This window comes from Kitasatospora saccharophila (assembly GCF_039529925.1).
In the GTDB taxonomy this organism is placed as follows: domain Bacteria; phylum Actinomycetota; class Actinomycetes; order Streptomycetales; family Streptomycetaceae; genus Kitasatospora; species Kitasatospora saccharophila.
This window is the reverse complement of sequence record NZ_BAAANS010000014.1, coordinates 127,237-152,951: the sequence shown is the minus strand read 5'-3', so window position 1 is coordinate 152,951 and position 25,715 is coordinate 127,237. Positions and strand designations below refer to the sequence as shown.

The window sequence follows — 25,715 nt, the reverse complement described above, 5'->3', positions numbered from 1 at the left end:
GCCCTCCCGGTCGGTGGTGGCATCGTCCGCGAAGCGACGGTCACCGGTCGCGTCGGGCACGTACTTCACACAGACAACGATCCTCAAGCTCACGGCCGCCTTGTCCTTTCCTACGGGAGGGAACTGAGTACCCTAACTAGACCACACTCCGTGCCACAGATCCACTCTCCCGGCGGTGTGAGGGGGGACTCAGTTCCCAGGCCCGGCGGTCAGGCGGCGCGGCGCAGGCGCAGGGTGGAGTCGCGGTGCGGGCGGGCGTCCGGATCGGTGACGGGGTGCCCGGGGTGGTCGTGCCGGGCGTGCTCCTCGGCGAGCTCGACGGTCCACTCGGACGGGTCCAGTCGCAGCGAGGCGAGCATCTCCTGTGGGGTGGGGAAGTGCATCTCGGGGTGCGGGTGGTCGTGCTTGACGGGGGACGCGGCGTGGCTGGTGACCAGCAGCGTGCCGCCGGGGGCGACGGCCGCGGCGGCCCGGCGCAGCACCCGCTCGCGCGGGAACTCGGCGGGGGAGTGCAGGAACTGCGCCGAGACCAGGTCGTACGCGCCGGACGGGAAGGCGTGCGCCAGGTCGACGCGCTGCCACTCGACCCGGTCGGCGACGTTCTCCACGGCGGCCCGGGCGGCGGCCCGCTCCAGGGCGACCTGCGAGATGTCCGCGGCGGTGACCTGCCAGCCCTGCTTGGCCAGCCAGATCGCGTCCCCGCCTTCGCCGCAGCCCAGGTCCAGGGCGCGGCCGGGCTTCAGGTCGGCGGCCTGCACGGTCAGCGAGGCGTTCGGGCGGCCGCTCCAGATCTGCTCGCTCTCGCCGTAGCGCCTCTCCCAGAACTCGACCGCGTCGACGGCGAGCCGGGTCTCCTCGGCGACCAGGTCGGCGTTGATCGCGGCGGCGGCGCGCAGCCCGTCGGCGGCGGCGATCGCGACCTGCGCGGCCGGGTCGGTCAGGTTGCCCGCCGCCCAGACGCCGGGGACGCCGGTGGCGCCGGTCGGGTCGGTGGTGGCCAGCCGGGTGGCGAAGCGGACGCCCTCGCGGACCAGGTCGGTGGCCGCCAGGCCGAGCTCGGCCAGGAACGGCGCGGTCACCGCCATCTCGGTGCCGACGGCCAGCGCCTCGCACGCCGCCTCGGTGCCGTCGGCCAGCCGCACGCCGGTCAGCTCGGCGTCCGTGCCCTCCGGCAGCAGCGCGACGACCTCGCCCGCCAGCACGGTCACGCCGCGGGCGGCCAGTTCGCGCCGCTGCTGCTCGTCGAAGGGCGCGCTGGTGTGCGCGAGCAGGGTGACGTCCGCGCTCCACTGCCGCCACAGCAGCGCCTGGTGGACGGCGACCACCGGGTTGGTGGCCAGCACGGCGATCTTCCGGTCGCGGACCTCCCAGCCGTGGCAGTACGGGCAGTGCACCACCTGGCGCCCCCAGCGCCCGGCCAGGCCGGGCACCTCGGGCAGCAGGTCGGTGGTGCCGGTGGTCAGCAGCAGGCGGCGGGCGTGCACCGCGCTGCCGTCCGACAGCCCGGCGCGGAAACCGCCGTCCGCCTCCCGGCTGACGGTCAGCACCTCGGCGTCGTGGAACTCGCCGCCGTAGGAGGCGACCTCGGCCCGGCCGGCGGCGACCAGCTCGGCGGGCGGCAGGCCCTCGCGGCCGAGCAGGCCGTGGATGCCGTCGGCGGGCGCGTTGCGCGGCCGGCCGGAGTCGACGACCAGCACCGAGCGGCGGGCCCGGGCCAGGGTCAGGGCGCCGCTGAGCCCGGCGGCGCCGCCGCCGACGATCAGGACGTCGTGGTGGCGGACCGGGTGCGGGTGCCGGTCGGCGTGCTCGTGCGGGTGCGGGTGCTCGTGCTGGTGCGTCGTGGTCATGGCTCGATGGTGCGCCGCGTTCGCCGGATTGACAAACAATGTTGCTGAGGTGGCAAATGGAGGAGTGGACGGGACGAGGGAGAGGAGCAGGGCGATGGGCGAGGACTTCGAGGCGGTGCTGACCGGCGTCGGCCCCCGGCTGCGGGCGATCCGGCAGCAGCACGGCACCACGCTGGCGCAGCTCAGCGAGCAGACCGGCATCTCGGTCAGCACGCTGTCCCGGCTGGAGTCCGGCGGGCGGCGCCCGACCCTGGAGCTGCTGCTGCCGCTGGCCCGCGCGCACGGCGTGGCCCTGGACGAACTGGTCGACGCCCCGCCCACCGGCGACCCCCGGGTGCGGCTGCGTTCGTTCGTCCGGCACGGCTGGACGTACCTGCCGCTGGCCCGCAGCCTCGGCGGCATGCAGGCGTACAAGATCGTCGTCCCGGCGGGTGGCAGCCGGGAGAACTGCGAGCAGCGCACGCACGAGGGCCACGAGTGGCTGTACGTGCTCTCCGGGGAGCTGCTGCTGAAGCTGGGCGAGCACGAGGTGGTGCTGAAGGCGGGCGAGGCGGCCGAGTTCGACACCCGCACGCCGCACCTGTTCACCAACGCGGGGCGGACACCGGTGGAGTTCCTGAGCCTGTTCGGCCCGCAGGGGGAGCGGGTGCACGTACGGGCCCGCACCGCCAGCCGGGTTGGCGAGCAAGGGGATTGACGGTGCGTCAGATGGGGGCGCCGCGCCCGTGGGGGTGAGCGCGGCGCCCGAACGAGCGCTGGTGGTACGTCAGTTGACGAAGACCGTGCCGCCGAGGGTGGTGTCGGTGACCGGGCCGTAGGCGGCCGAGAAGCTGATCGCGGCGAAGCAGATGCTCGGACCGGTCAGCTTGGTGAAGCCCTGGTTGGTCATGGTGATCTGCGCCGGGGAGTTGGTGGCGTTGCCGTTCAGGGCGCCGCCGGTGGAGGCGTAGGTGCACAGGGCGTTGCCGGCCAGGGTCTTGAGGTTGACGACCGCCTGGATGGAGCCGCTCAGGGCGACCGGGAACCCGGCGGCGTCGGAGATGCTCAGGGTGTAGGGCAGGTTGCTCATGGTCAGGCTGTTCACGCCGCTGACGCCGACCACGTTGGAGGTGCAGCCGGAGAAGGTCAGGGTGCCGACCGGGCCGGACGCGGTGGCGGAGCCGGTGGCGAGCGGGTTGCTGCTCACGCTGCCGCCGATGGTGGAGGCGGTGCACTTGACGCCGGTGGTGGTGCCCGGGTTGTACATGGTGGCCAGGGTGCCGCTCACCAGGTTCGCCGACAGGCTGTCGCCGACCCCGACGGCGGCGCCGCTGCCGGCGATGGTCAGCACCGGGGTGGTGCCGGCCGCACTGGCCGGGACGGCGGGCAGGGCGAGCAGGGTTCCGGCGGCGGCGAGGGCGGCGATGCCCGCGAAGGTGCGGTTGCGCATGAGGGTTGGTTCCTTCCGGTGGGTGGGGCGGACGGAGCTGCTCCGGCGAGGTCGTCGGAGCGCGTGCCGGCCCCGCGCTGGGGACGGGGCGGCGGCACGGGTCGGTGGGGGAGCGGCCCCGGTGGGGCGGGGCCGGTGGGGCGGGGGACGGCGGAGCGGGAGCCGGGTCAGTGCGCGGCGCTGTCGCTCAGCGCGGCGGTGAGGTCGGCGATGTCGGTGTCCAGCACGAAGGAGGCGTTGGTCTGCTGGAAGCTCACCGAGTCCTTGCCCGCGGCGGCGGGCAGCCCCATCGTCCAGTTGATGATCTGGTTCAGCGAGCCGAGCAGGCCGCACCCGTTGGCGCCGGGCACCGCGAAGGTGTTGTCGACCAGGGAGGCGCCGGTCTCCGAAATGGCCAGCGCGCCGTGCCCGTTGGGGTCGGGGGCGTAGTCCAGGGTGCCCGGGTCGCCGGTCATCGGCGGGGTGGCGCCGGTGGCTCCCGTGGTGGGCTTGAGCAGCAGCGGCGCGGCGTCCGAGCCGACGTAGCAGTGCGCGCCGAACAGCGCGTTGTACAGGTGCAGTTTGATCGGCAGCTGGAACACCGGGTACGGCTCGCCGGTCGCCAGCGGGGTGAACTTGGTGACCGGGCCCGCGAGTTCGACCTGCGCGAAGACGCTGGTGATGCCGGGCAGGAAGTTCTGGATGCCCGGGATGTTGATCTGCACCATCGGCGCGCTGAGCAGCGGGGCGCTGGTGGGCGGCACCACGGTGTACTGGTTGGCGGTGCTGCCGTCCGGGAACGCCACCTCGGGCGCGGACTTGTCCCAGTAGAAGCCGAACTGCAGCGTGATCGGCGAGTTGAACGGCACCACGGTGCTGCCGAGGGTGAACTTCCCGGCGTTGGTCACCGACACCAGGCAGCCGACCTGGAGGTTGGCCGGATCGTGCATGGCGGGCGCGGAGAGCGGACAGTTCCCCATGCCGGTGTACGGGGCACCGGGTGCCGCGGTGCCGGTGGCGGCGGAGGCCGGGGTGACGCCCGCCAGCAGGGCGGCCGAGGCGAGGGCGGCGGCCGGCAGCAGCCGGCGGCGCTGGGGGGCGGTGGGAGGGAAGCGCATGGCGGGGCACTCCTGACGGCAGGGGGTGGGGGCGGGGCGGTGGAACCGGAGGGATCGGGGCGCTCGACGCCACGAGCGACCGGGCCGGGGGCGCGCGACTGCCACCGTCGCGCCGGAGCGGCCCGCCGTACCGGGAACGCGGCGCCCCCGTACGGGGAAAAGCGCCGGGCCGGAGCGAGAACGACCCGGGGGTACGGACGTGACGCCGTGGTTACCGCCGGGTACCTGCCAAGTTCTAGGTGGCTTTCCGGCTCAACGTCAAGGAGGAGGGCGGAAGTTGGAAGGAAGGTGAGCGGAGTTCGGGCGGCCAGGGAATCCAAATGCCCCACCAGTAACAGGAATTGACTGCTGTTCAGGAATTCACGGGCGGTGCGCGAAGTATTGACCCGCCATGTACCCCGGGGTAACTTCCAGTCAGCCGCCGGTTGTGAGAAAGATCGTCAACTGCACTGCCGTGCACCACAGTTGGCGATCCGGTCCCACGCCAGACCCACCCGCCCCCGGTGAGCCGCGGATCCCCCACCCGACCCTCTGGAGCTGTCCATGGCACCCTCCGCAGAACAACCCGCCGCCACCCCGACCGGGCGCGGCCGGGTACGGCTGCGCCGCGCCGCACTGATGGCGATACCGGCCTGCGTCACCGCGGGCGTCCTGGTGACCCTGACCGCGCAGAACGTCCTCGCCACCCAGTTCGCCATCTCCGGCATGGCCTTCGAGGTCACCGCCGACAAGCTCGACGGCACCGGGTTCGAGCAGTTCGGCACCCTCGACAACATGATCGAGAACAGCCCCAACGCCGGGGACACCGGCGGCCAGCTGTTCCTGATCCAGACCGTGGTCAAGAACGCCTCGCTCACCAAGCTCTGCCAGAGCGTCAACCTGGGCGGCATCAACCTGCTGATCACCGCCGGCGACAAGGGCACCCCCGTCACCGCCGAGAACCTCACCACCGACTCCGACCTGATGAGCGGCGACGCCGAGTTCAAGAACCTCGAAGTCGGCCGCGACGCCAGCACCTTCGACAAGGGCGGCGTGGCCGGCCCGCCCGGCATGTTCGGCCAGCAGGGCGACACCGTGGCCGTCGACCACTTCCGGCAGCAGAACTACGCCACCACCGCCGGGACCTTCCGGCTGCCCAACATGCACCTCAGCTTCAGCAGCAATGGCTGCTGAACCCGGACCGGCACCGGACCGGGCGGCCGACACCACGGCCGCCCGGCCCGCCGACAGCAGCGGCGGAGACGGTGGTGCGCCGGACGGCGGGGGGACCGCCGCGGCCACCCCGGGGCCGCCCGCCCCGCCCGCCCCGCGCGGCTTCGCCGGCTGGCGCGGACGCCGACCGTTCTGGGGCGGCCTGCTGGTCGTGCTGGCCGGCGCCGAGATCCTGTTCACCGAGAAGGCCCCGATGCGCATGGTCATCCGCATCGGCATGCTCGGCCTGGCCGGGTACGTCGTCCCCGCCCTGATGGTGCTCTGCGGACTCCTGCTGATCTTCCACCCCGTCCAGCGGGTCTTCTACTCCGTGCTCGCCGTCCTCGCCACCCTCGGCACCTGGGTCACCTCCAACCTCGGCGGCTTCTTCATCGGCCTGCTGCTCGGCCTGGCCGGCAGCAGCCTCGCCTTCGGCTGGCTCCCCGACCAGCCCCGCCGCCGCCGACTGCTGCGCCGCACGCCGAAACCCGCACCACGGCCCGCCTCGCAGCCCGCACCGGACCGCGAACCGGGGCGCGAACCGGGGCGCGGACCGGACTACGGGCCGGAACACCGAGCCACCCCGGCCTGAGGCCGGGGCGGCGTCCGGCGGAGGAGCGTGGCCACCGCCGGACGCGCCGGACGCGGTCCCCGCACACCGAGCGGGCGGGGACCGCGGCCGGGCCCCCGCACTTGGTACCTTGGGCGGCTGACGGCCCGTGACCGGGCACGACGGCGGGCCGGGAGCGGCCGCGGACGCGACAGGGGACAAGCAGTGCGGGTACTGCGGTGCGGCAGCGACGCCGTCCTGATCGAGGCCGACGACGCCGAACAGGCCCAACGGCTGCACGCCGCCCTGCGCGACAACCCGCCCCCCGGCACCGGCGAACTCGTCCCCGCCGCCCGCACCGTCCTGCTCCGCTACGACCCCGCCGTCACCGACCCGCAGCGCCTGCGCGCCGCCGTCGGCGCACTGCCGCCACAGGCGGCAGCACCCGCCGCGGCCGCCGAGACCGTGCGGATCCCCGTCCGCTACGACGGCCCCGACCTCGCCGAGGTCGCCCGGCTGGCCGGACTGACGCCGCAGCAGGTCGTCGAACGCCACACCGCCGCCCGCTACCGCGTCGCGTTCTGCGGCTTCGCCCCCGGCTTCGCCTACCTCACCGGCCTCGACCCGCGCCTACGGGTGCCCCGCCGGGCCGAACCCCGCACCCGCGTCCCGGCCGGGGCGGTCGCGGTCGCCGACGAGTACACCGGCGTCTACCCCCGCACCTCGCCCGGCGGCTGGCAACTGCTCGGCACCACCGACCTCCCGCTGTGGGACCCCGCCGCCGACCCGCCCACCCGACTGCGCCCCGGCACCGCCGTGCGCTTCGTCGCGGTCGGCGCGGAGGGGAACCCGGGGGCCGGAGTGGCCGAGGGGCCCGGAGCGGCCGGGGAAGCCCCGGCGGCCGGACGGGCCGGACGGGCCGGACGGGCCGGACGGGCCGCGGAGGCGCGGGGTGGGCTGCTGGTGGTCCGGGCCGGGTACGGGGCCACCGTGCAGGACCTGGGACGCCCCGGGCTGGCCGCGCTCGGGGTCGGGCGTTCCGGGGCCGCCGACCGGGGTGCGCTGCGGCTCGCCAACCGGCTGGTGGGCAACCCCGAGGACGCAGCCGGGATCGAAATGCCGCTCGGCGGAGTCGAGTTGGAGTTCGACCGGGCCGCCACCTGCGCGCTCGCCGGAGCCGACTGCCCGGCCTGGCTGAACGGCCGTCCGGTCGCCGCCCGCACCCCGTTGGCGGTGCCCGCCGGAGCCCGGCTGCGGATCGGCACCCCCGAGCACGGCCTGCGCGGCTACCTCGCCGTCCGCGGCGGCCTGGACGTCCCCGCCGTACTGGGCTCGCGCGCCACCGACACCCTCGCCGGCCTCGGACCCGAACGGCTCGCCCCCGGCCGACGGCTGCCCGTCGGCACCGCCGCCACCGGCTGGCCCGCCGCCGACCACGCCCCGCGCCGGGAACGGCCCGGCCCCACCGTGCTGCGGGTGGTCCCGGGCCCCCGCGAGGACTGGTTCACCGCCGCCGCGCTGCGCGCCCTGTGCGGCGAGCCGTACACGGTGACCGCCGAGAGCGACCGGGTCGGCATGCGGCTGGCGGGCCCCGTCCTGGAGCGGTCCCGGGGCGGCGAACTGCCCTCCGAGGGCATGGTGCCCGGCGCGCTCCAGGTGCCGCCGTCCGGGCGGCCGATCCTGTTCCTCGCCGACCACCCCGTCACCGGCGGCTACCCGGTGATCGCGGTGGTCCACCGGGACGACCTGGACGCCGCCGCGCAGGCCCGGCCCGGCGACACGCTGCGCTTCCGGGTCGCCGACGGGCGCTGAGCCCGGGTGCCGAGCCCGGGTGCCGAGCCCGGGTGGCGAGCCCGGGTGGCGAGCCCGTGTGGCGGGTCCCGCCCGGGGTACGGGAGAGCCCATGGATGAGGTCGAAGTCGTCGTCGCCCACTCCGAACGCGCGACCCTGCGCGTCGGCGGCGTGTTCCTGAAGGTGGACGCCGACCGGGCGCGGCTGGACGCCGAGGTCGAGTTGATGTCCCTGGTGCCGGTGCCGACCCCGGAGGTCCTCTGGTACCGGCCGCCGGTGCTCGCGCTGGCCGCTCTCCCCGGGGCGCCGCTCGGACGCCTGGGCGGGCCGGTCACCGGCTCCCCGGCGGGGTGGGCCGCGGCGGGCGCCGCGATCCGGGCGCTGCACGACGCCCCGCCGCCGCCCCGGGTCGGCCGGGCCGGGCGGAGCATCGAGCGGCTGGCCGAGGAACTCGACTCGGAGGGCGGGCGGTTGGTGGCGGACGGCCTCCTGCCCGCCGCGCTGGTCGCCCGCGCCCGCCGGGTCGCCGAGGGCGCGTTCCGGCCGTGGCCCGAGGCGTTCACCCACGGGGACCTGCAGATCGCGCACGTCTTCGTCGACGGCGACCGGGTCACCGGCGTCATCGACTGGTCCGAGGCCGGCCGGGGCGACGCCCTGTACGACCTGGCGACCTTCACGCTCGGGCACGAGGAGCACCTCGACGACGTCCTCGCCGGCTACGGCACCGGCGTCGACCTCGACGTGGTCCGCGCCTGGTGGGCGCTGCGCAGCCTGCTGGCCGTCCGCTGGCTGGCCGAGAACGGCTTCGACCCCTTCGCCCCGGGCTGCGAGGTCGACGTGCTGAAGTTCCTCACGGGGGAAGGACGTTGGGCGGACCGGCTCAGCCGAGGGTGACGGTCTTCGCCCAGGACGGCGGATCGTCGGGAACGTAGTCGGGATCGTCCTCGTTCACCGGGCGGCGGCGCGGGAACAGGCCGACGACGGTGCGGCACGGGGGAGCGGCGCTCGGCCACGGGGTCTGGCCGTCGGTCAGGACCACCAGCACGTCCGGGGCGGGGCGCCGGGCCAGGGCGGCGGCGAAACCGGTGCGCAGGTCGGTGCCGCCACCGCCGACCAGTGCCAGCCCGCTCCCGTCGGCGGCCTGCCGGACCGTCCGGGCGGCCGCGTCGCAGGAGATCACCGAGACCAGTTCGCGCCGCCCGTCCACCGCGCGCAGGATCGCCGCGGTCTCCAGCAGCGCGATGCCCAGCTCGGCGTCGCTGACCGAACCCGAGGTGTCGACGACCACCGTCACCCGGGGCGGGCGGTGCCGCAGCGAGGGCAGCACCACCCGGGGCAGGCTGGTCGAACGGCGGGCCGGGCGGCCGTAGCTGTAGTCCGCTCCGGCGCCCGCCGCGGCGATCGTGGAGCGGATCGCCGCGGCGAGCAACTGCCGCCAGGGCTGCGGCGGGTGGAACGCCTGCTCGGCCCAGCGCCGCCAGCCCGCCGGGGTGTCGCCGGGCTTGGCCAGGATGCCCCGGGCGACCCGGAAGCGGACCAGGTCGCGTTCGTGGTCGGCCAGGCCGTGCGCGCCGTCCGGGCCGAGCTCCCACTCCCGCTCCAGGCCGTCCGCGCCGCTGCCGCACTCCAGCCACACCAGGCGCAGGTACTCGGTGCCGAGGGTGAACTGCCGCAGGTAGTCCTCCATCAGCCCGTCCTCGGCCAGGCCCAGGGTGCTCGGGTAGACGGCGTCGGCGGGCCGGACCAGGCCGTCGCCGAACGCGTCGTCGTTGATCTCGCAGTCCGCCGCCAGGTTGACCCGCAGCCGGTCGGCGGGCCCCTCCAGGCCCAGCGCGCGCATCGCCAGGTCGCCGCGCCGGGCGTGGTCGCGCAGCAGGTGCGAGACCTCGTGCACCCAGACCGAGGCCAGCTCCTCCTCCGGGGTGCGGTCGACGAAGCCGGGCGAGACGTAACACCGCCAGTGCCGGTCCACCGCCATGGTCGGCACCCGCCGGGACTCCACCACGTGCATCGCGAACAGCGCGGTCGCCAGGTACGGGCGGGCCCGCACCGCCTGCAGCCGGGCCGCGAACAGCTTCTCGGTGTCCAGCCGCAGGTGCGACCGCTCGGTGGCGGGGCCGGTGGTTCGCGCGCTCATCGGCCACCCGCCCCGGCCGGGACGCGGGCCGCCGCCCGCTCGGCCCGCCGGACGACCTGCAGCGCACCCGCGAAGCGGTGGATCAGCTCCGGTACCTCCCAGGCGTCCTGGCGCAGCGAGGCGAGCGTGGTCACCGGCACCACCAGTACGTCCGGCGGGCAGCTCTCCAGTGCCCGGGCCATCAACGCCCAGGCGGAGTCCCACCGTTCGCGGGTCGGCCGGGAGCGGACGGCGGCCACCACCCCGTCCAGCACGGTCTGCCGCAGGTCGCCGCGCTCGGGCAGCACGGCGGCGGACGGGTCGGCGAGCAGGTCCTCGGGCGCGGGCAGGTCCATCCGGTCGACGGCGGCCAGCAGTTCGAGCCCCGGGCCGTCGCCGACACTGCCGCGCACCAGCAGCGACAGCACCTCCCGGGAGGACCCGGCCGCCGAGCCGAAGGCCAGCAGCCGCACGGTCATCTCCCAACTGCGCGGCGACGGCCACGCCTTGCCGCGCCGGGTCTCGGCGGACGGCAGTCGGTGGGTCAGCTCGGGCCGGACGGTGAGCAGCCCGCACACCGCGCGACGGGCGAACTCGACGGCGGCGGGCAGCCGTTCGGGATCCAGCCGGGGCAGTTCGGCGCGCGGCCACACCCCGCCGAGGCCGCGCACCACCACCTCGGCGTCGTGCACCCAGTCCAGGTGGACGAAGCGGTTGGCCAGCGGCGGGCTCAGCTCCCAGCCGTCGGCGGCCGAGGCGCGCGGGTTCGCCGCGGCCACGATCCGCACCCCCGGCGGGAGTTGGAGCGAGCCGATCCGCCGCTCCAGCACCAGTCGGAGCAGTGCGGCCTGCACCGCGGGCGGGGCGGTGGACAGCTCGTCGAGGAACAGCAGCCCGCGACCCTGCCGGACCAGCCGCACCGCCCAGTCCGGCGGCGCCAGCGGCACGCCCTGCGCGGCCGGGTCGTCGCCGATCACCGGCAGGCCGGAGAAGTCGGACGGCTCGTGGACGCTGGCGATCACCGTGGTGAGCGGCAGGTCGAGTTCGGTGGCGAGCTGGGTCAGCGCGGCGGTCTTCCCGATGCCCGGCTCCCCCCACAGCAGCACGGGCAGGTCGGCGGCGACGGCGAGGGTCAGCGCCTCGGTCTGGAGGTCCTGTCGGGGCTCGGTGCCGGACTCCTTCAGGAGGTCCAACAGCCGTTCCGCGACGGCGAGTCGGGAGGAGAGGGAGGAAGCGGTCTGGGGCGTGACGGAAGAAGGCAAGGGTGATCCACCTGGGGTCGGGAGAGGGGGCACGGGTGACGGTGCGGTACGGCGGGACGTCCTGCGGCAGGCGGCAGGCGGCAGGCGGCAGGCGGCAGGCGGCAGGGGCAGGGGCAGGGGCAGGGGCAGGGCAGGTCAGGGGCAGGCCAGGGCACGGCGGGGCGGGGTCAGCCCTGCCAGCCGCGCCGGTGCCGGGGGGAGCGGGAGGAGGCGCGGTGCGGCCGCCCGTGCGGGCGCGGGTCGCCCGGGGGGTAGGCGGGAGCGGTGTCGTAGCGGCTGCGTTCGGGTTCGAGACCGGCCGCGTGCAGGCCGTGCACCAGGCGCTGCCGGGTGTCGGCCTCCAGGGCCTCGGCCAGCGGCCCGGCGGGCAGGACGGCCTGCGCGCCGAGCAGCCGGTGCACGGCGGCCAGCGCCCCGGCGCGGTCGCCGTGCAGCAGCCGCTGCCGGACGGCGTCCAGGTCCTCCGGCTGCCGGTGCGCGCGGTCGATCGCCCGCAGGCAGGGCAGCGGCGGCCCGCCGAAGCCGGCCAGCAGCTCCTCGCGCCGCAGCTGCTCCGGGTCGTGGTCGAGCGGGACGAGCACCCCGTCGACCACGGCGATCCGGTGCGCCGCGCCACGGCACCGCACCGTCAACGGCCCGTCCGCACCGGCCGGTTCGGGAACGGCGCGGCGGTGGTCGGGGGCGAGGGCGGCCGCCACCAGCGGGTGCAGTCCGTCCGGTCCGATCAGCCCCGCGCGCAGTAGCAGCAGGTCGGGCGGCGTCCAGGTCGCCGCGTCCGGCAGCACGGCGAGGCCGGGCGTCCGGCGCCGGGCCTGCGGCGGGGCGGCACCGGACGCCCGGCCGCCGAGCAGCAGGTGCCGTCGGTGGGCGAGCCGCACCGCGACGGGGGCGTCCGCGGGCAGGCCGTCCGCCGCCCGCACCAGGTCGGCCTCGAACTCCCAGGCGGGCTCGGCGAACTGACTGTCTGTCAAGTTCGCCACCCGGTCCGCGAGTTCGGGGGCGCGTCGGGCGTCCCAGAGGTGCCGGTGCAGGTCGAGGCGGAAGCGCGGGTCGGGGCGCGGCCGGGGCCGCCCGGCGGCCGGGCGGTCGTCGGCGTCCCACAGCGCCAGCGTGACGCGCTGGGCCGCCGCCGCGCGGCCGGGTGCGGTGCGGGCCACCAGGTGCAGCGGCGCCCCGCCCCCGTCGCGCGGGTAGCGCGCCAGGGTCAGCGTCAGCCCGGGCCGCAGCACCCCGTCCGGGGCGATCCGCGGCAGGTGCCAGCGCAGCAGGTCGGGGGCCAGGTGCCGCAGGTCGGCCCGGAGCCGCCCGGTCAGCTCGGAGCCGTGGGCGCGGGTGACGGCACGCAGCTCGAACGCCGGATCGCATCCGGCCGCCGTGCAGGCGCCGCCCCAATCGCCCAGCGCACGGCGGGCGGTGGCGTTCTCGATCATGGTCGGGGGGACGGCGAAGCGCCGCACGCGCGACCAGAAACTGTTACGGGTGTCCTCGTCCAGGAGGGAAGTGTCGGCCATCAGCACGCACTTCGGAAGGACGGGACCTCCAATCCGTGAGTAGTCATCGCCGGTGATCGTAGCCGCAGATCGCCGACCTGTCAGCCCCTTTCCGCACCGGTCGGCCCTCCGGCCGGCCCTCCGGCCGGTCCTCCGGCCGGCCCGCCCGCACCGCCCGGTCCCCCGGATGCGGTCCCGACGTAGGGTGGGGCGGCAAGGGGCCGGGGCGGCCCGGGGCGGACCGGGAACGGCGGTGGGAGATGTCGGACGGAGGGATCGCGGACGGCCCGACGGCGGATGGTGCCGGAGCGGTCGGTCGTGCCGGCTGGCGGCGGCCCGCGGAGCTGCTGCGGCTGCGCCTGCTGCGTGAGATCAACTCCACGGTGCACGGCGCCGATCTGCACCTGGAGCGCTACGACCGCCCGCTCGGCGACCCCGGGCTGTTCGGGCCGGACAGCGTGGTGTGGCGGGTGCACGGGCACCCCGCCGGGATGCTGGTCGGCGGGTTCGCCGCGCTGATGCTCCAGTCCCTGCACCCGGTGGCGATGCGCGCCGTCGCCGAGCACTCCGACTACCGCACCGACCCGGTCGGCCGGTTGCACCGCACCGCCCGCTTCGTCTCCACCACCACGCTCGGCTCCTCCGCCGCGGCCGAGGCCGCGATCTCCGCCGTCCGCCGGGTCCACGGCTACGTCCGCGGCCGCGACGCCGAGGGCCGCCCGTACCGGGCCGACGATCCCGACCTGCTCTGCTGGGTGCACACCGCCGAGGTGGCCTGCTTCCTGGCCGGGTACCAAGTCTTCGCGGGGCAGGGGAAGTTGACCGACCGGCAGTGCGACGACTACCTCGCCGAGGCCGCCCAGACCGGCCAACTCCTGGGTGCGGACGGCGTGCCGCTCAGCCGGGCCGGGCTCGCCCGCTACCTGGCCGGGGTGCGCGGCGCCCTGCGGGTCACCCCCGAGGCGCTGGAGGCCGTCGCCCTGTTGCGCGACTTCGGCCGCACCCGGCGCGAACGCCTCGCCGTCCGGATCCTCACCAACGCGGCGATCGGCCTGCTGCCCGGCTGGGCCCGCCGCACGCTCGGCATCCGCCGCCCCTGGGCGGTGCGCCGCCTCTGGGACCGCCCGCTGGCCCGGCTGCTCGGCGCCGTCATGGTCTGGGCGTGCGGCCTGTCCCCGATCCGCGCGGCCGCGACCGCCCGGGCCCGGACCCGGGCGTCCGTACCGGCGGGCGGCGGGGCGCGCTGACGGCCCCTCCGCGGACTCCCGCGCGGGCCACGGCGGCGAGGAGCGCGGCGGCGGGAAGGGGGCGGGGCGCGGGAAGGCGGTCGGGAAGGGAACGGGAGCGGGGAACGCGGGGGAGCGACCGCCGTACCGGGGCTGGGTTTCCGGTACGACGGCCGCTCCGGCGTCGTCAGTGGTCAGCGGTGGGTGCGGGGCGCCCGGACGTCAGCACTGGGGCCGGCGGCCGTGGTTCGCTCCGCGCCTCGCGCGGGCCTTCTTCTTGCGGCGGCGCTTCGACGACATGGCCTCTCCTCTCACGGCGGTGCACAACGGCCCCCCGTCCACGGTGCCCCGTGCGCGCCGAACCCGCCAGCCGGACCAGGCGGCCGGCCCGGGCCCGGGCCCGGGCGCTGCGCGACGCGCGGTGCCGGTCGGGCGGCGGCCGGACGGCCCGGGGACCAGGATGGAGGACAGGGGGCCGAGACGGAGTAGCGGAGGCACGATGTCGCACCACACGCACGGGACCCACCAGGACGCGCCGGCCGACGAGTGGCCGCCCACCGAGACGCCCGAGGCCCGGATGACCGCGGAGGGCTCGCCGCCGCCGGACGAGAACGAGAAGACCCCCGAGGACGGCCCCGAGTTCGCCGTCCCGGTCTCCTCGCCGCCGGAGGACGACCACGGCTGAGCCGCGGCCGGGGTGCTCGAAGCGGGTGCGGCCCCGGGTGCTTCGCCCGGCGGATCCCGGTTAGACGGACAGGGCATTCGTCCGTTCGTCCGTCAAACCGTTGATCCGACCGTCCGGCGGAAGGAGCACCCCGATGACCGTGATCTCCCACCTGCCCGGCGCGCTGGAGGAGGAGTGGGACTGGCAGCTCGACGGCGCCTGCCGCGCCGCCGACTCCCAGCTGTTCTTCCACCCCGCCGGGGAACGCGGCCAGGCCCACGACGACCGCGACCGCGCCGCCAAGGCCGTCTGCGCCCGCTGCCCCGTCCGCGAGCGCTGCCTGCTGCACGCGCTGGCCGCCCGCGAGCGCTACGGCGTCTGGGGCGGCTGCACCGAGGAGGAGCGGCGCGGCATGCTGCGCCGCCGGCGCAACCGCAACCGCAACCGCAACCGCGCCCGCACGCTCGCCCGCGCCCGCACCCGCTGAGCGGGCGGCGGGCGCGGAGCACGACGGAGGCCGGTCCCCGGGTGGGGACCGGCCTCCGTCGTGCGTCGTTCTCCGGTGGGTGCGGGTGGCCGGACCGGCTGAGTGCGGTCAGGCCAGCAGGCGGGTGGCGTCGATCTCGGCCCAGATGGACTTGCCCTGGGCGTGCCGGTCCGCGCCCCAGCGGTCGGCGGTGCGCTGCACGATGTACAGGCCGTGGCCGCCGGGCAGGCCGGGCAGGTGCGGGGTGCGCAGCGCCGGCAGGGTCTCGGAGCCGTCGGAGACCTCGATCCGCAGCCGCTCGGGCGTCGCGTGGAGGACGAGTTCGAGCGGGCCGCCGGCGTGCAGCATCGCGTTGCCGACGAGCTCGGCGACCAGCAGCACGACGTCCTCGGCGAGGTCCGGGTCGGGCGGGGTGGACCAGGACCAGTCGCCGAGGGCCTCCGTGGTGAACGCCCGGGCCCGGGCCACCGGGCGCGGCACGCCCACCAGTCGTAGGCGCCGACGCTGCCCGCCGGGCGGCAGGACCGCCCCGGCGTCCGGACGGTCGCCGTCCAGGGTTCCCCGGCTCGGTGTCACGTGGGTTCCCTTCGCTTTCGACGGCGCTCTCACAGGCTCACGGGTCGCTCTCACGGATCGGTTTCCCGGCTGCGCCAGGATTATGCCCGGTGCGGCCGACAGTACGGGTACGGCGGGTGGCGGACGGTGCCGGAGGGCGGGTCAGCCGTCCGTGGCGATGGCCGCTTCCACCGTCTCGTGGATGGCGAACACGGCCTTCGCACCGGTCAGTTCGAGCAGGTGCTGGACCGGCCCGGACAGCGCCGCCAGGTGGAAGGAGACCCCTCCGTCGGCGGCTGCCATCCGGGTCTGGAGCAGCAGGTTCAGCCCGGACGAGTCGCAGAAGTCGACCCGTCCCAGGTCGACGATCAGCGCCCGGGGGCGTTCGGCGACCAGGAGATCGAGCGCTTCCCTGGCCGGAGCCAGGGTCTCGATGTCCAGATCGCCCGACAGTGCGCACACCGCCGCGCGGGACGGTGTACGTCGGACGTCCACCGCCAGGGGGGCCACGGGCATGTTCTCGGCTGGCATCCTCGTCCTGTTCCCTCGACCGGTCTGCCTCGACCTTACGCACTGATGGGCGCGGCGGTCGAGACGGGGGTGCCCGGTGCGGTCGGTGGTGGCGGCGGGGGCCGCCACCACCGAGGGAGTCGACCGACTCGCGTCGGCCGGTGTGGTCAGTCGGTCGCGTCGAGCCCGGTGCGGAGCTTGGCCAGCGTGCGGGACAGCAGCCGGGACACGTGCATCTGGGACAGCCCGAGACGGGCGCCGATCTGCGACTGGGTGAGGTCCTCGCAGAACCGCATCGCGAGGATCTGCCGCTCCCGCTCCGGCAGTCGGGCGATCAGCGGCTTCAGCGCGACCAGGTTCTCGACCAGCGCGAACCGCCCGTCCACCTGGCCCAGCCGCTCGGCGGGCTGCTGCCCGTCGCCCTCGCCCGGGGAGGTCAGGTCGAGCGACCCGGCGGTGTGCGCGTTCGCGGCGGCCAGACCCTCGATCACCTCCTCCTCGGTCAGCGAGAGGTGCTCGGCGAGGTCGGCGACGGTCGGCTCGCGGTCCAGGGTCTGGGCCAGCGCGTCCTGCGCCTTCGCCAGGTCCAGGCGCAGCTCCTGCAGGCGGCGCGGCACGTGCACGGACCAGGTGGTGTCCCGGAAGTGGCGCCGTATCTCGCCGATGATGGTCGGCACCGCGTACGTGGTGAACTCGACGCCGAGCTCCGGGTCGAACCGGTCGATCGCCTTGATCAGGCCGACCGAACCGACCTGCAGCAGGTCCTCGTACGGCTCCTTGCTGTGGCCGAAGCGGCGGATCGCGAACCGGACCAGGGTCAGGTTCAGCTCGATCAGGGTGTTGCGAACGTAACTGAACTCGCGAGTGCCCTCCTCCAGGCCGGCCAGCCGTCGCAGCAGCACCCGGGTCATCGCTCGGGCGTCGGCGGGGGTGGCGTTCACCGGGTCGGCGAGCACGTCCGGGTCGAGGTCCACGGTGGTGGCCTCGAACGCGGCGGTGGCGGGGTACTCCACAGGGGCGGAGGACGCCTCTATGGGGGCAGTCAGGAGAAGTTCATCAGTGGGCACGGGCATGCCAGTCCTTTCCTCGTCTCCGGCCGGTCCGTTCCCGGGTACCCGGGCTTCCTTCGATCATGCCAGGCTCGCCTGTGAAGTTTATGTGAAGCAAATGCGGAGGCGTTTGCCCCCCTTCGATCGTGCATGCGCCCCGGCGGCCGGGGCACACGGCCCTCCGACGCGGACCGCACCGGCGGCCGCCCCCGCGGAGGAGGGAAACCCATGGGTCGGATAGAGGAATCCGTCGAGATCGACGCGCCGATCAGCGCCGTCTACCGCGAGTGGACCGACTACGAGCCGCTCCCCGCCTGCATGCGCGGCGGAGCCGGGCGCGGCGCCACCGCGACCGAGGTGCTGCCGCTCGACCGGATCGCCTGGAGCGGCGGCCCCGAGCTGCCCGGACACTCCGGAGTCGTCACCTTCCACCGGGTCACCGAGGACAGCACCCGGCTGATGCTCCAGCTCGACACCGAACCCCACGGGCTCTGGGACCACCTGGTCGAGGGCCTCGGCTTCACCGACCGCCGGATCATCGACGAACTCGCCGCCTTCAAGGCCCAGGTCGAGGACCACCGGCAGCACCTGGCGGCCTGACCGCGCCGCGGCGCGGCGCCGCGGTCCGCCCGCTGCTCGCCGCCCGCCGCCCGCCGCGTGAAACGGAAGAACGGAAGATCGGAAGACGCAGTTCGCCCACCCGCGAGAAACGGAAGGGAGCACCGCCATGGGCCCCGTCACCGAGCGGATCACCCTGCACCTGCTCGCCCCCGACGGCACCACCGTCCACCTCGACACCGACTGGCGCTACCGGCCCGACGACCCGTACGCGGTGCGCCTCGACTTCGGCCCGCGCGCGGCCGGGGCCGGCTGGGTGCTGTCCCGGGAGATGCTGCTCGCCGCGCTGCACGGGCCGGTCGGCGACGGCGACATCCACTTCGCGCCGCTCGACGACGGCTCGCTGCGCCTGGTGCTCGGCGGCGCGGGCGGCCCGGTGGCGCTCAGCGTGGACTGCGCCGCGCTGGCCGCGTTCCTCGCCGCCACCCTCGAACTGGTGCCGCTGGGAACCGAGTTCGAGCGGATCGACTGGGACGGCGGGTTGGCCGGGCTGCTGTCGGCCTGAGCGGACGGTGGCCCCGCCCGAGGCGGACGGGGCCGGACCGGCCGGGGCTCAGCGGCGGGCCAGCCGGCGTTCGCCGCCCGTGCCGGTGGCGTACTCCAGGTGGTAGTGCGCGAAGACCTCGGGCTCCTGCTCGGCGGCCAGCACGTCGTCGGTGCCGATGGACGGCGCGTTCTTCACGTCGTTGCGGTTGAACGGCACCCGCAGGTAGCCGGGGCCGGCCACCGCGTCCGCGATCGGCACGAACACCAGGCGGTGCCGGCCGAGCATGCCGACCGTGACGGTGGCGAAGGACGGTGCGTCGGTGGCGGTGTCCACGTAGACGTTCTCCAGGCTGCCGATCTTCTTGTCGTCCTGGTCGACCACGTCGTGGTTGCGCCACTCCCGGATGTCGGCGATCTCGATCATTCACGGCCTCCGTCGGCTGGGTCCGGCCCCCTGGGCGTTGCGTCCCTTCCGTTCCATGCTCACCGACGGTGCCGGAGGACGCCCCTCCGAGTGCGCCCGTCGGACGTGCGGGGGCGCGGGTGCGCCGGGGGTCTCGGGCGGACGCGTCAGGCGCCGGGCGGTTCGACGGGGGTGGGCTCGGGGGTGGCCGCGGGAGGCGGACCGGGGAGCAGCAGGGTGGCGAGCTCGTCGAGCAGTTCGGCGGCCCGCCGGGCCTGCGCGGGGTCGGCGACGGCCTGGGCGAGCAGCGGTTCGGCGGGGCGGGCGACCCGGGCCCTGATGTAGCCGCGGGCGAGCGCGGAGACGGAGAGCAGGGTGCGGCGCCCGTCGGCGGGGTCGGGTGCGGCGTCCAGCAGGCCGCGTTCGCGCAGCCGGGCGACCGAGGTGGAGACGTGGCTCTGGGCGAAGCCGGTGCGGACCCGGATGTCCTGCACCGAGCTGCCGGGGTGCTGGTAGACGTCGGAGATCACCGCGATCTCGCCCGGGGTGAGGGCCGCCGAGGCGTGGTCGGTGACCATCGCCCGGCCGAGCTCGGTGAGCCGCTTGCCCAGTCGCAGAAGCCGTACGCCGTCCATGGCGGACAGGCTACCGCGAGGACGGACAACCGCATCGCCACAGATGCATCTTGGGAGATGTATCTGTGCAGATACATCTTCACGGATGCATCTGTGGCGATGTAGTTTTGCGGGCATGACGACGAACGAGCCCGTCGGCCCCGGCCCCGGCGACCCCACCTCCGCGCCTTCCGACCCCTCCCACCCCTCCGACCCCGAGGCCGGTTCCGACCGCGCCGCGCGGCTGAGCCCCGTCTCCCGGACCGCGCTCGCGGTGGCCCGGGTGCGCGCCTACGAGAGCAGCCGGCCGGAACCGCTGTTCACCGACCCGTACGCCCTCGCCTTCATCGCCGCCTCCGGCACCCCGCTGCCCACGGCCGGGCCCGACCGGCCGCTGGCCCGGCTGCTGGTGACCAGGGGCATCATGCGCACCCGCTTCTACGACGACCGGCTGCCCGCCGCCGGCGCCCGCCAGGTCGTGCTGCTCGCCGCCGGGCTCGACACCCGGGCCTACCGGCTGGCCTGGCCGCCCGGCACCCGGCTGTTCGAGGTCGACCTCCCGGCCGTCCTCGACTTCAAGCAGTCGGTCCTGGACGAGCAGGGGGCCGAGCCGGCCTGCGAGCGGGTCGCACTACCCGCCGACCTGGCCGAACCCGACTGGACGGACCGGCTCCTGGCAGCCGGGTTCGACCCCGGGCGGCCCACCGTCTGGCTGGCCGAAGGGCTGCTGGTCTACCTCGACGCCGAACAGGCGGCCGGGCTGCTCACCGCCGTCGGCGGCCTCTCCGCCCCCGGCAGCAGCCTGCTGACCGAGCAGGCGCGCGACGTCTCCCGGGTGCCCGCCGAGGCGGGGCTCACCGAGATGACCGCGCTGTGGCGCGGCGGCCTGGGCCCCGGCACCGCCGACTGGCTGGACGCGCACGGCTGGCGGACCGGCTTCACCGCGATGGACGCCTTCGCCGCCTCGCTGGGACGCGAACTCCCGGCGGCCGGCTTCGAGGGCGCGGGCTTCCTGGAGGCCGTCCGCACCGCCTGAACCGCTGAAGCACTGAACCGCTGAACCGACGTCGCGCACAAGCACGTTCACCGCCGGCCGGAGGAACCGGCCGACGGTGAACGGGGTTTGAGCGGCTGATCGGGGAGCGGTCAGGAGGTCGCGGTGCACACCGCCGTCGCGGTGGCCGCGGCCGAGGCGTCACTGCGGGTCGCCTGGACGCCGAACGAGGTGGACGCCGCCGGGGCCAGTGCCCCGTTGTAGGACAGGCTCGTCGCGGTGACGGTCGGCCCGCTGCGGGTCACGGTCGCGCTCCAACTCCCGGTGATCTGCAGGCTGGTGGGCCACGCCCAGGACACCTGCCAGCCCTTGACCGGCGCGCTGCCGGTGTTGGTGACGGTGACCGTCGCGGTCAGGCCGCCGCCCCAGTCGTTCAGGCTGATCGCCGCCGAGCACCCGGCGTTCGTCCCGCTGCCACCGCTGGTCGCGGTGGTCGCCGTCACCGCCGCCGAGGAGGCCGACACGTTGCCCGCCGCGTCCTTGGCCCGGACGGTGTAGCTGTACGCGGTCGCCGCGCTCAACCCGCTGTCGGTGTACGAGGTCGAGGTGGCCGAGGCGACCTTCGTCCCGTCGCGGTACACGTCGTAGCCGGTGACGGCGGTGTTGTCGGTGGACGCCGTCCAGGACAGCGAGACGCTGCTCGCCGTGGTGCCGGCGACCGCCAACCCGCCCGGGACGGACGGGGCCTGGACGTCGCCGCCGGTGCCGCCACTGGTGGAGGAGCCGAAGCCCGGGGCCTTGACCGAGGCCAGGTAGTTGTCCTTGACCGTGTTGACGGTGGTCCAGTCGTCGTTCAGGATGCCGCCGGTGTCACCGGAGTTGGGGTTCCAGGACCAGAACGTCCACTGGAAGGAGTCCGCACCCGCCGTCGCGGTCGGCCGCAGGTACTGCACCAGCGCCTTCAGCCAGGCCTGGTCGGTGGTCGACTGCAGCGTGGTGCCGAACTCGCCGACCCACACCGGCGCGATGTTCTGGTTGAACAGGTAGCCCCAGTTCTTGTCCCAGACGCCCGGCATGTTCGCCGGGAAGCTCGGGTCGGAGAACCAGGTCTGCTGCGCCACGCTGGTCGCGTAGTCGTGCGCCGAGTACACCACCCGGTTGGCGACGCTCAGTTGGACCGGGTACTGGCCCGCTCCCTGCAGGTTGCCGCCCCACCAGTACGAGCTGCCGTTGAAGCTCTGCACGCCCTCGACGAAGATCAGCAGCTTCGGGTTGGCGCCCAGCACCGCCTCGCCGCCGCGCTGGGCGGCCAGCCGCCAGTCGGTGGAGAGGTCACCGCAGCCCCAACAGGCCGGGTCGTGCGGCTCGTTGTGCAGGTCGATGCCGATCACGGCGGAGTTGCCCGCGTACCGGGCGGCGATCGACTTGAGGTTCGCCAGCCAGGTCGACTCCGGCACCGAAGCGGTGTACCAGAGCGCCGACTGCCCGGCGGAGTCCGGGCGGTGGCGGTCCAGGATGACCTTCATGCCGATGCTGCCCGCGTAGTTGACCAGCTTGTCCATCACGCCGAGCGAGCTCAGGCCGACCAGGTCGGCGTTCATCCCGCCGGAGGTGTTCAGGCTGCTCGGCGTGGTGCCCTTGAAGATGTCGTCGCTGTAGGGCAGCCGGATGGTGTTGTAGCCCAGCGACTTCATCTGGTCGATCATCGACTTGTAGTCGCGGCTCCACAGGCCGTGGGGCACGTAGTTGGAGGTCTCGAAGCCGAACCAGTTGATGCCCGCGATCCGCACCGGGTTCCCGGCCTCGTCGAGGATCTGCCGGCCGCTGGTGTGCCAGTAGCCGGCCCCCGCGCTGGAGGCGGCGGCGGTCGCGGTGGTGCCGGTGGTGGCGGCCTGGGCCGCCGGGACCGCCGGGGCGGTCAGCGTGGTGACGAGCGCGGCGGCCAGGGCCGCGGCACAGCCCGCCAGCCGGCGCGTCAGGCGCCGGTGCAGTCGGAGGCGCATGGGTCTCGTTCCTCTCTGGACGCGGGTGGGGGCGTCCGGTGGGGGTGGGGTGGTCCGAGACGTTCTTCGGGGTGCTGGGTGTTCGTGCTGGGTGTTCGTGCTGGGTGTGTTCGTGCTGGGGGTGCTCGTGGTGCGGGGTGCTCGTGGTGCTGGGGGTCGGGTCCTGCGGTGGCCAGCGGGGGTCGGAGGGGGAGCGGCCCGGTCGTGGTGGGGGGATGATCGGGAGCGCTCCCACTCGTGGCCCTCGCGGGCCTGCCATATGAAGCCAGACCTTCCGGGGGGTCGTCAAGAGTTTTGGGAGCGCTCCCACTTGATGGGGGTCGTTCGCGGTGGCGCGCTGAAACGTACATCGGGCGGCCGGGGGACGGTGGAGTGACCCCGCTGACGGTCCGCGCGTTGACTGCGGGGGGCCACCGGTGATGGAGTCCGGACCGCCGGATGTGCGTTTTCGCCCTGTTGGGAGGCTGGTTTCGATGGCGGGTCGGCAGATCACCGTGGTCGGGGAGTGCGTCGCCGACGCCTTCGTCGAACGGGACGGGGCCCGGCCGGGCGAACTCGGACTGCGGGTGCTGCCCGGCGGCGGCCCGGCCAACACCGCGGTCGCCCTGGCCCGGCTGGGGACGCCCACCCGGTTCGTCGGCCGGATCTCGGCCGACCCGTTCGGCCGGCTCTTCCGCGAGCACCTGACCGGCTCCGGCGTCGACCTGACGGGCACCGTCACGGCCACCGAACCCAGCACCCTGGCCCTGGCCGCGCTGGACGACGAGGGCCGCGCCACGTACTCGTTCCACGCGGAGGGCACCGCCGACTGGCAGTGGACCGAGGCGGAACTGGCCGCCGCCCGCGGGGACGGCTCGGTCTGCCTGCACACCGGCTCGCTCGCCCTGGTCCGCGAACCCGGTGGCCCGCGGATCGAGGAACTGCTCGCCGGGGCCCGCCCGCACGCCACCGTGTCGATCGACCCCAACGTCCGCCCGCTGCTCGCCACCCCCGAGCAGTACCGGCGGCGGCTCGACCGCTGGTGCGAACTGGCCGACCTGCTGCGCCTGAGCGAGGACGACCTGCACGCCCTGCTGCCCGGCGCCGCCCCCGAGGACGCCTGCGACCGCTGGCACGCGGCGGGCGCCCGGCTGGTCGTGGTGACGCTCGCCGAACGCGGCGCGCTCGCCTCGCTGGACGGCCGCCGGGTCCGGGTGGCCGCGCCCGTGACCCGGGTGGCCGACAGCGTCGGCGCGGGCGACTCCTTCACCGCCGGGCTGCTGCACTCCCTCGCCGTGCAGGGGCACCTCGGCGGGCGGCTGGACTCGCTCACCCCCGAGGACCTGGAGCGTGCCTGCGCCTTCGCCGCCCGGGTCGCCGCCCGGACGGTCGCCGTCCCCGGGGCCAACCCGCCGTGGGCCGACGACCTCTGACGGGCCGACGGCCGCTGACGGGCCGACGGCCCGGGGCGGGGGCGGGGGCGGATCAGCTGAGCGGCGAGGACTTCCAGACGCCGTTGACCCGTACGTACAGCCGCTGATTGGCGGTGTCCACCGCCAAGGTGCCGTTGGCGGGGGCGCGTTGGAAGGAGGCGTCCGAGACCGGGCCGGCGACCTGGCGCAGCGGCGGGTTCGGCGCGTGGGTGAGCGGGACGGCGCCGCTGCTCTGGGCGCCCTTGTTGCCGTAGCTGTTCTCGATCCGGAAGTCGCCGCTGGAGGTCAGCTCGTAGTACAGGTGCGCGCCGGCCGGGGCCGTCCCGTACAGGCCGATCACGTTGCGCAGCACCGCGGCGGTGCTGGGGCCCGCGTACACGGCGACGCCCGAATTGACCGTCGCCGTCGAGCCGTTGGCGATCAGCACGTTCTCCAGGGTGGAGGCGATCGGCGACCAGACGATGATGTTCTGGACCTTCTGCTGGTCGGTGGCGAGGCCGGGCGCGAAGTTGCCCGCGTAGCAGTAGATGTTGCTGGCGTGGACGTGCTTGCTGGAGGAGTCGGCCTTGAAGTGCGGGCCGCCCTGCATCTGCGAGGTCTCGAACTTGCAGTCCGTGACGTAGATGCCGTTCGGGTTGTTGGTCGAGCCGGTGCCCGCGGTGATCCACAGCGCACCGGTGCCGAACGCCTCGAACCGGCAGCCGGTCACGTGCACCTGGTTGGTGTTGTCGGTGCTGGAACCCCAGCCGGAGGCGGCGGAGGCGTTGCGCAGCCACATGTTGGGCGTGGTGGAGCTGTTCAGCGGGCCGGTGCTGGACTCCACCACCAGGTTGGAGAACCGTGAGTCCCACAGCTCCACGCCGTCCACGCAGATGTCCTGGTTGCTGGTGATGTAGACGTCCCGGACGACGGTGTTGTCGTTGTAGTACAGCTCGATGACCAGGCCGGTCTTGCCGTTGCCGTTGAAACCGAGGTCCTCCACCGAGCAGTACCGGCGGTGGGTCGCGCCGGTGGCGTCCGGGCCCGCGCCGGAGACCCGCAGCAGCATGCCGTTGTCGCCCTTGACCAGCATCGACGCCTTGCTGCCCGCGCCGGTCAGCCGCACCCCGTTGCCGCCCACGGTCAGCGCGGGCGTGCCGCCCGACGGCTTCACCAGGTACCGGCCGGCCGGGAAGTAGACCGTGCCGCCCTGGACGGCCGCCGCGTCGATCGCGGCCTGCACCTTCGCCGTGTCGTCGGTCGAACCGTCGCCGGTCGCACCGTAGTCCTTGACGTTGAACCAGTCCGAGACCCCGCTCGCCCCGGTCGTCGCCGCCGAGGCGGACGGCGCGCCCGCCGTCACCGCGATGCCCGCGACACCCGCCGCTCCCGTCAGCAGCGCCCGCCGCCGCAGCACGTCGCCGGCGTTCCGTGCGGAACCGTTCTCGCCCATCCTAGGCCCCCCTCTTGTGAGGCCGGGGTTCCTCCCCGGCCGCCGGGCAAGATCGCACGGACACGGAAGGCCGGTCAAGGCATTACCGTCGGTGACGAATCGCCCTGCCGGGGTGCCACCGGGTCTTTCCCCGCTTCGTCCCCGCCCCGGCCCCGCGTAGGTTGACGGCGGACCGTGAAGGAGGCCGTGATGCTGCTGGTGCCGGGGCCCGGGCGGTTCGCGGGGGTGCGAGCCGCCCGGTGCGGCCGGGCGGGCTACAGGTCGGCGATCAACTTGCCGGCCTTGCCCCAGTTCTCGCCCGGGTACTCCTGGATCCAGACCATGACGCTCTCGGCCGGGCAGCCCAGGGCGGTGACGAAGGCTTCGGTGACCCGCTCGACCAGCTCGCGCTTCTGCTCGACCTCGCGGGGGCCCTGCTGAATGGTGACGATCGGCATCTTCGGCTCCTGTGTTCCGTCCTGCTGGCCGGTCCTTCCGGCTGACACCAG

At 74.8% G+C, this 25,715-nt stretch carries 27 protein-coding genes and 2 pseudogenes; 13 read left to right on the top strand and 16 right to left on the bottom strand.

From position 1 onward, the window contains the following. Both ABD345_RS13210 and ABD345_RS13205 read right to left on the bottom strand, forming a co-directional pair. A pseudogene (locus ABD345_RS13210) lies at positions 1–93 on the bottom strand (electron transfer flavoprotein subunit beta); the annotation flags it as partial. A 116-nt stretch (positions 94–209) separates the two neighbouring features. Next, the gene (locus tag ABD345_RS13205) at positions 210–1,847 is read right to left on the bottom strand and encodes an FAD-dependent oxidoreductase (RefSeq protein WP_344552188.1); all 1,638 of its coding nucleotides are present in this window, start codon (positions 1,845–1,847) and stop codon (positions 210–212) included. Positions 1,848–1,941: 94 nt separating this feature from the next. Here ABD345_RS13205 and ABD345_RS13200 point away from each other — a divergent pair, with 94 nt between their 5' ends. Beyond that, on the top strand, positions 1,942–2,544 hold the full coding sequence (locus ABD345_RS13200) for a helix-turn-helix domain-containing protein (protein ID WP_344552187.1): 603 nt from the start codon (positions 1,942–1,944) through the stop codon (positions 2,542–2,544). A gap of 69 nt (positions 2,545–2,613) precedes the next feature. Here the strand turns inward: ABD345_RS13200 and ABD345_RS13195 are convergent, their stop codons facing one another. Together ABD345_RS13195 and ABD345_RS13190 are read right to left on the bottom strand one after the other, a co-directional pair. Next, positions 2,614–3,276, bottom strand: a complete 663-nt coding sequence (locus tag ABD345_RS13195; protein ID WP_344552186.1) for a Tat pathway signal sequence domain protein — start codon at positions 3,274–3,276, stop codon at positions 2,614–2,616. A 167-nt stretch (positions 3,277–3,443) separates the two neighbouring features. Beyond that, on the bottom strand, positions 3,444–4,373 hold the full coding sequence (locus tag ABD345_RS13190) for a hypothetical protein (RefSeq protein WP_344552185.1): 930 nt from the start codon (positions 4,371–4,373) through the stop codon (positions 3,444–3,446). A 543-nt stretch (positions 4,374–4,916) separates the two neighbouring features. On the opposite strand from ABD345_RS13190, the gene ABD345_RS13185 reads away from it, so the two are divergent. The 5 genes and pseudogenes from ABD345_RS13185 to ABD345_RS13165 all read left to right on the top strand — a co-directional run bounded on the left by ABD345_RS13185 (position 4,917) and on the right by ABD345_RS13165 (position 8,800). After that, positions 4,917–5,546 (top strand): DUF6230 family protein, encoded by a 630-nt coding sequence (locus tag ABD345_RS13185; RefSeq protein WP_344552184.1) that lies wholly within the window; start codon positions 4,917–4,919, stop codon positions 5,544–5,546. A 181-nt stretch (positions 5,547–5,727) separates the two neighbouring features. After that, positions 5,728–6,156, top strand: a complete 429-nt coding sequence (locus ABD345_RS13180; RefSeq protein WP_425556806.1) for a DUF6114 domain-containing protein — start codon at positions 5,728–5,730, stop codon at positions 6,154–6,156. A gap of 27 nt (positions 6,157–6,183) precedes the next feature. Continuing rightward, positions 6,184–6,897 (top strand): annotated as a pseudogene (locus ABD345_RS13175) (5-oxoprolinase subunit B family protein); the annotation flags it as partial. Positions 6,898–7,077: 180 nt separating this feature from the next. Next, the gene (locus ABD345_RS13170) at positions 7,078–7,926 is read left to right on the top strand and encodes a 5-oxoprolinase subunit C family protein (RefSeq protein ID WP_344552192.1); all 849 of its coding nucleotides are present in this window, start codon (positions 7,078–7,080) and stop codon (positions 7,924–7,926) included. A gap of 91 nt (positions 7,927–8,017) precedes the next feature. Further along, positions 8,018–8,800 (top strand): phosphotransferase, encoded by a 783-nt coding sequence (locus ABD345_RS13165; protein WP_344552182.1) that lies wholly within the window; start codon positions 8,018–8,020, stop codon positions 8,798–8,800. Here ABD345_RS13165 and ABD345_RS13160 read toward each other — a convergent pair. The 3 genes from ABD345_RS13160 to ABD345_RS13150 form a co-directional block, all read right to left on the bottom strand. After that, a complete protein-coding gene (locus ABD345_RS13160) occupies positions 8,787–10,043 on the bottom strand; it encodes a vWA domain-containing protein (protein WP_344552181.1) in 1,257 nt (418 codons plus the stop codon). The genes ABD345_RS13165 and ABD345_RS13160 overlap by 14 nt on opposite strands. Continuing rightward, positions 10,040–11,284 (bottom strand): AAA family ATPase, encoded by a 1,245-nt coding sequence (locus ABD345_RS13155; protein WP_344552180.1) that lies wholly within the window; start codon positions 11,282–11,284, stop codon positions 10,040–10,042. Before ABD345_RS13155 ends, ABD345_RS13160 begins: the two co-directional genes overlap by 4 nt. 167 nt (positions 11,285–11,451) lie before the next feature. Further along, positions 11,452–12,795, bottom strand: a complete 1,344-nt coding sequence (locus ABD345_RS13150; protein WP_344552179.1) for a hypothetical protein — start codon at positions 12,793–12,795, stop codon at positions 11,452–11,454. Positions 12,796–13,034: 239 nt separating this feature from the next. On the opposite strand from ABD345_RS13150, the gene ABD345_RS13145 reads away from it, so the two are divergent. Continuing rightward, on the top strand, positions 13,035–14,021 hold the full coding sequence (locus ABD345_RS13145; protein ID WP_344552178.1) for an oxygenase MpaB family protein: 987 nt from the start codon (positions 13,035–13,037) through the stop codon (positions 14,019–14,021). A gap of 201 nt (positions 14,022–14,222) precedes the next feature. Here the strand turns inward: ABD345_RS13145 and ABD345_RS40420 are convergent, their stop codons facing one another. Then, a complete protein-coding gene (locus tag ABD345_RS40420) occupies positions 14,223–14,300 on the bottom strand; it encodes a hypothetical protein (protein WP_464336931.1) in 78 nt (25 codons plus the stop codon). A 199-nt stretch (positions 14,301–14,499) separates the two neighbouring features. Between ABD345_RS40420 and ABD345_RS13140 the strand changes: the two genes are divergently transcribed. Next, on the top strand, positions 14,500–14,685 hold the full coding sequence (locus ABD345_RS13140; RefSeq protein ID WP_344552177.1) for a hypothetical protein: 186 nt from the start codon (positions 14,500–14,502) through the stop codon (positions 14,683–14,685). 133 nt (positions 14,686–14,818) lie between these two features. After that, the gene (locus ABD345_RS13135) at positions 14,819–15,151 is read left to right on the top strand and encodes a WhiB family transcriptional regulator (RefSeq protein WP_344552176.1); all 333 of its coding nucleotides are present in this window, start codon (positions 14,819–14,821) and stop codon (positions 15,149–15,151) included. 108 nt (positions 15,152–15,259) lie between these two features. Here the strand turns inward: ABD345_RS13135 and ABD345_RS13130 are convergent, their stop codons facing one another. The 3 genes from ABD345_RS13130 to ABD345_RS13120 all read right to left on the bottom strand — a co-directional run bounded on the left by ABD345_RS13130 (position 15,260) and on the right by ABD345_RS13120 (position 17,289). Then, positions 15,260–15,727 (bottom strand): ATP-binding protein, encoded by a 468-nt coding sequence (locus ABD345_RS13130; protein ID WP_344552175.1) that lies wholly within the window; start codon positions 15,725–15,727, stop codon positions 15,260–15,262. A gap of 141 nt (positions 15,728–15,868) precedes the next feature. Beyond that, positions 15,869–16,222, bottom strand: coding sequence for an STAS domain-containing protein (locus ABD345_RS13125; protein ID WP_344552174.1), 354 nt, complete (start codon positions 16,220–16,222; stop codon positions 15,869–15,871). A gap of 161 nt (positions 16,223–16,383) precedes the next feature. Beyond that, positions 16,384–17,289, bottom strand: coding sequence for an RNA polymerase sigma factor SigF (locus ABD345_RS13120; RefSeq protein ID WP_344552173.1), 906 nt, complete (start codon positions 17,287–17,289; stop codon positions 16,384–16,386). Positions 17,290–17,493: 204 nt separating this feature from the next. On the opposite strand from ABD345_RS13120, the gene ABD345_RS13115 reads away from it, so the two are divergent. Both ABD345_RS13115 and ABD345_RS13110 read left to right on the top strand, forming a co-directional pair. Further along, entirely contained in the window at positions 17,494–17,865 is a 372-nt protein-coding gene (locus ABD345_RS13115) for an SRPBCC family protein (RefSeq protein WP_344552172.1), read from the top strand. A gap of 127 nt (positions 17,866–17,992) precedes the next feature. Continuing rightward, complete coding sequence (locus tag ABD345_RS13110; RefSeq protein WP_344552171.1) at positions 17,993–18,388, top strand: SsgA family sporulation/cell division regulator; 396 nt, start codon at positions 17,993–17,995, stop codon at positions 18,386–18,388. A 48-nt stretch (positions 18,389–18,436) separates the two neighbouring features. On the opposite strand, the gene ABD345_RS13105 is transcribed toward ABD345_RS13110, so the two are convergent. Further along, the gene (locus ABD345_RS13105) at positions 18,437–18,793 is read right to left on the bottom strand and encodes a PRC-barrel domain-containing protein (RefSeq protein ID WP_344552170.1); all 357 of its coding nucleotides are present in this window, start codon (positions 18,791–18,793) and stop codon (positions 18,437–18,439) included. A gap of 146 nt (positions 18,794–18,939) precedes the next feature. Further along, entirely contained in the window at positions 18,940–19,407 is a 468-nt protein-coding gene (locus ABD345_RS13100; RefSeq protein ID WP_344552169.1) for a MarR family transcriptional regulator, read from the bottom strand. A gap of 115 nt (positions 19,408–19,522) precedes the next feature. Between ABD345_RS13100 and ABD345_RS13095 the strand changes: the two genes are divergently transcribed. Beyond that, positions 19,523–20,422, top strand: coding sequence for an SAM-dependent methyltransferase (locus ABD345_RS13095; RefSeq protein WP_344552168.1), 900 nt, complete (start codon positions 19,523–19,525; stop codon positions 20,420–20,422). A 110-nt stretch (positions 20,423–20,532) separates the two neighbouring features. Here ABD345_RS13095 and ABD345_RS13090 read toward each other — a convergent pair whose 3' ends face one another. Beyond that, positions 20,533–22,383, bottom strand: coding sequence for a cellulase family glycosylhydrolase (locus tag ABD345_RS13090; RefSeq protein WP_344552167.1), 1,851 nt, complete (start codon positions 22,381–22,383; stop codon positions 20,533–20,535). A gap of 473 nt (positions 22,384–22,856) precedes the next feature. Here ABD345_RS13090 and ABD345_RS13085 point away from each other — a divergent pair, with 473 nt between their 5' ends. After that, a complete protein-coding gene (locus ABD345_RS13085; RefSeq protein ID WP_344552166.1) occupies positions 22,857–23,795 on the top strand; it encodes a carbohydrate kinase family protein in 939 nt (312 codons plus the stop codon). Between the two features lie 52 nt (positions 23,796–23,847). Here ABD345_RS13085 and ABD345_RS13080 read toward each other — a convergent pair whose 3' ends face one another. Both ABD345_RS13080 and dmpI read right to left on the bottom strand, forming a co-directional pair. Next, positions 23,848–25,227: a glycosyl hydrolase family 28-related protein gene (locus tag ABD345_RS13080; protein ID WP_344552165.1), complete on the bottom strand. Its 1,380-nt coding sequence runs from the start codon at positions 25,225–25,227 to the stop codon at positions 23,848–23,850. A 254-nt stretch (positions 25,228–25,481) separates the two neighbouring features. Next, positions 25,482–25,712 (bottom strand): 4-oxalocrotonate tautomerase DmpI, encoded by a 231-nt coding sequence (dmpI, locus tag ABD345_RS13075; RefSeq protein ID WP_344552164.1) that lies wholly within the window; start codon positions 25,710–25,712, stop codon positions 25,482–25,484. Between the last annotated feature and the right edge of the window lie 3 nt (positions 25,713–25,715).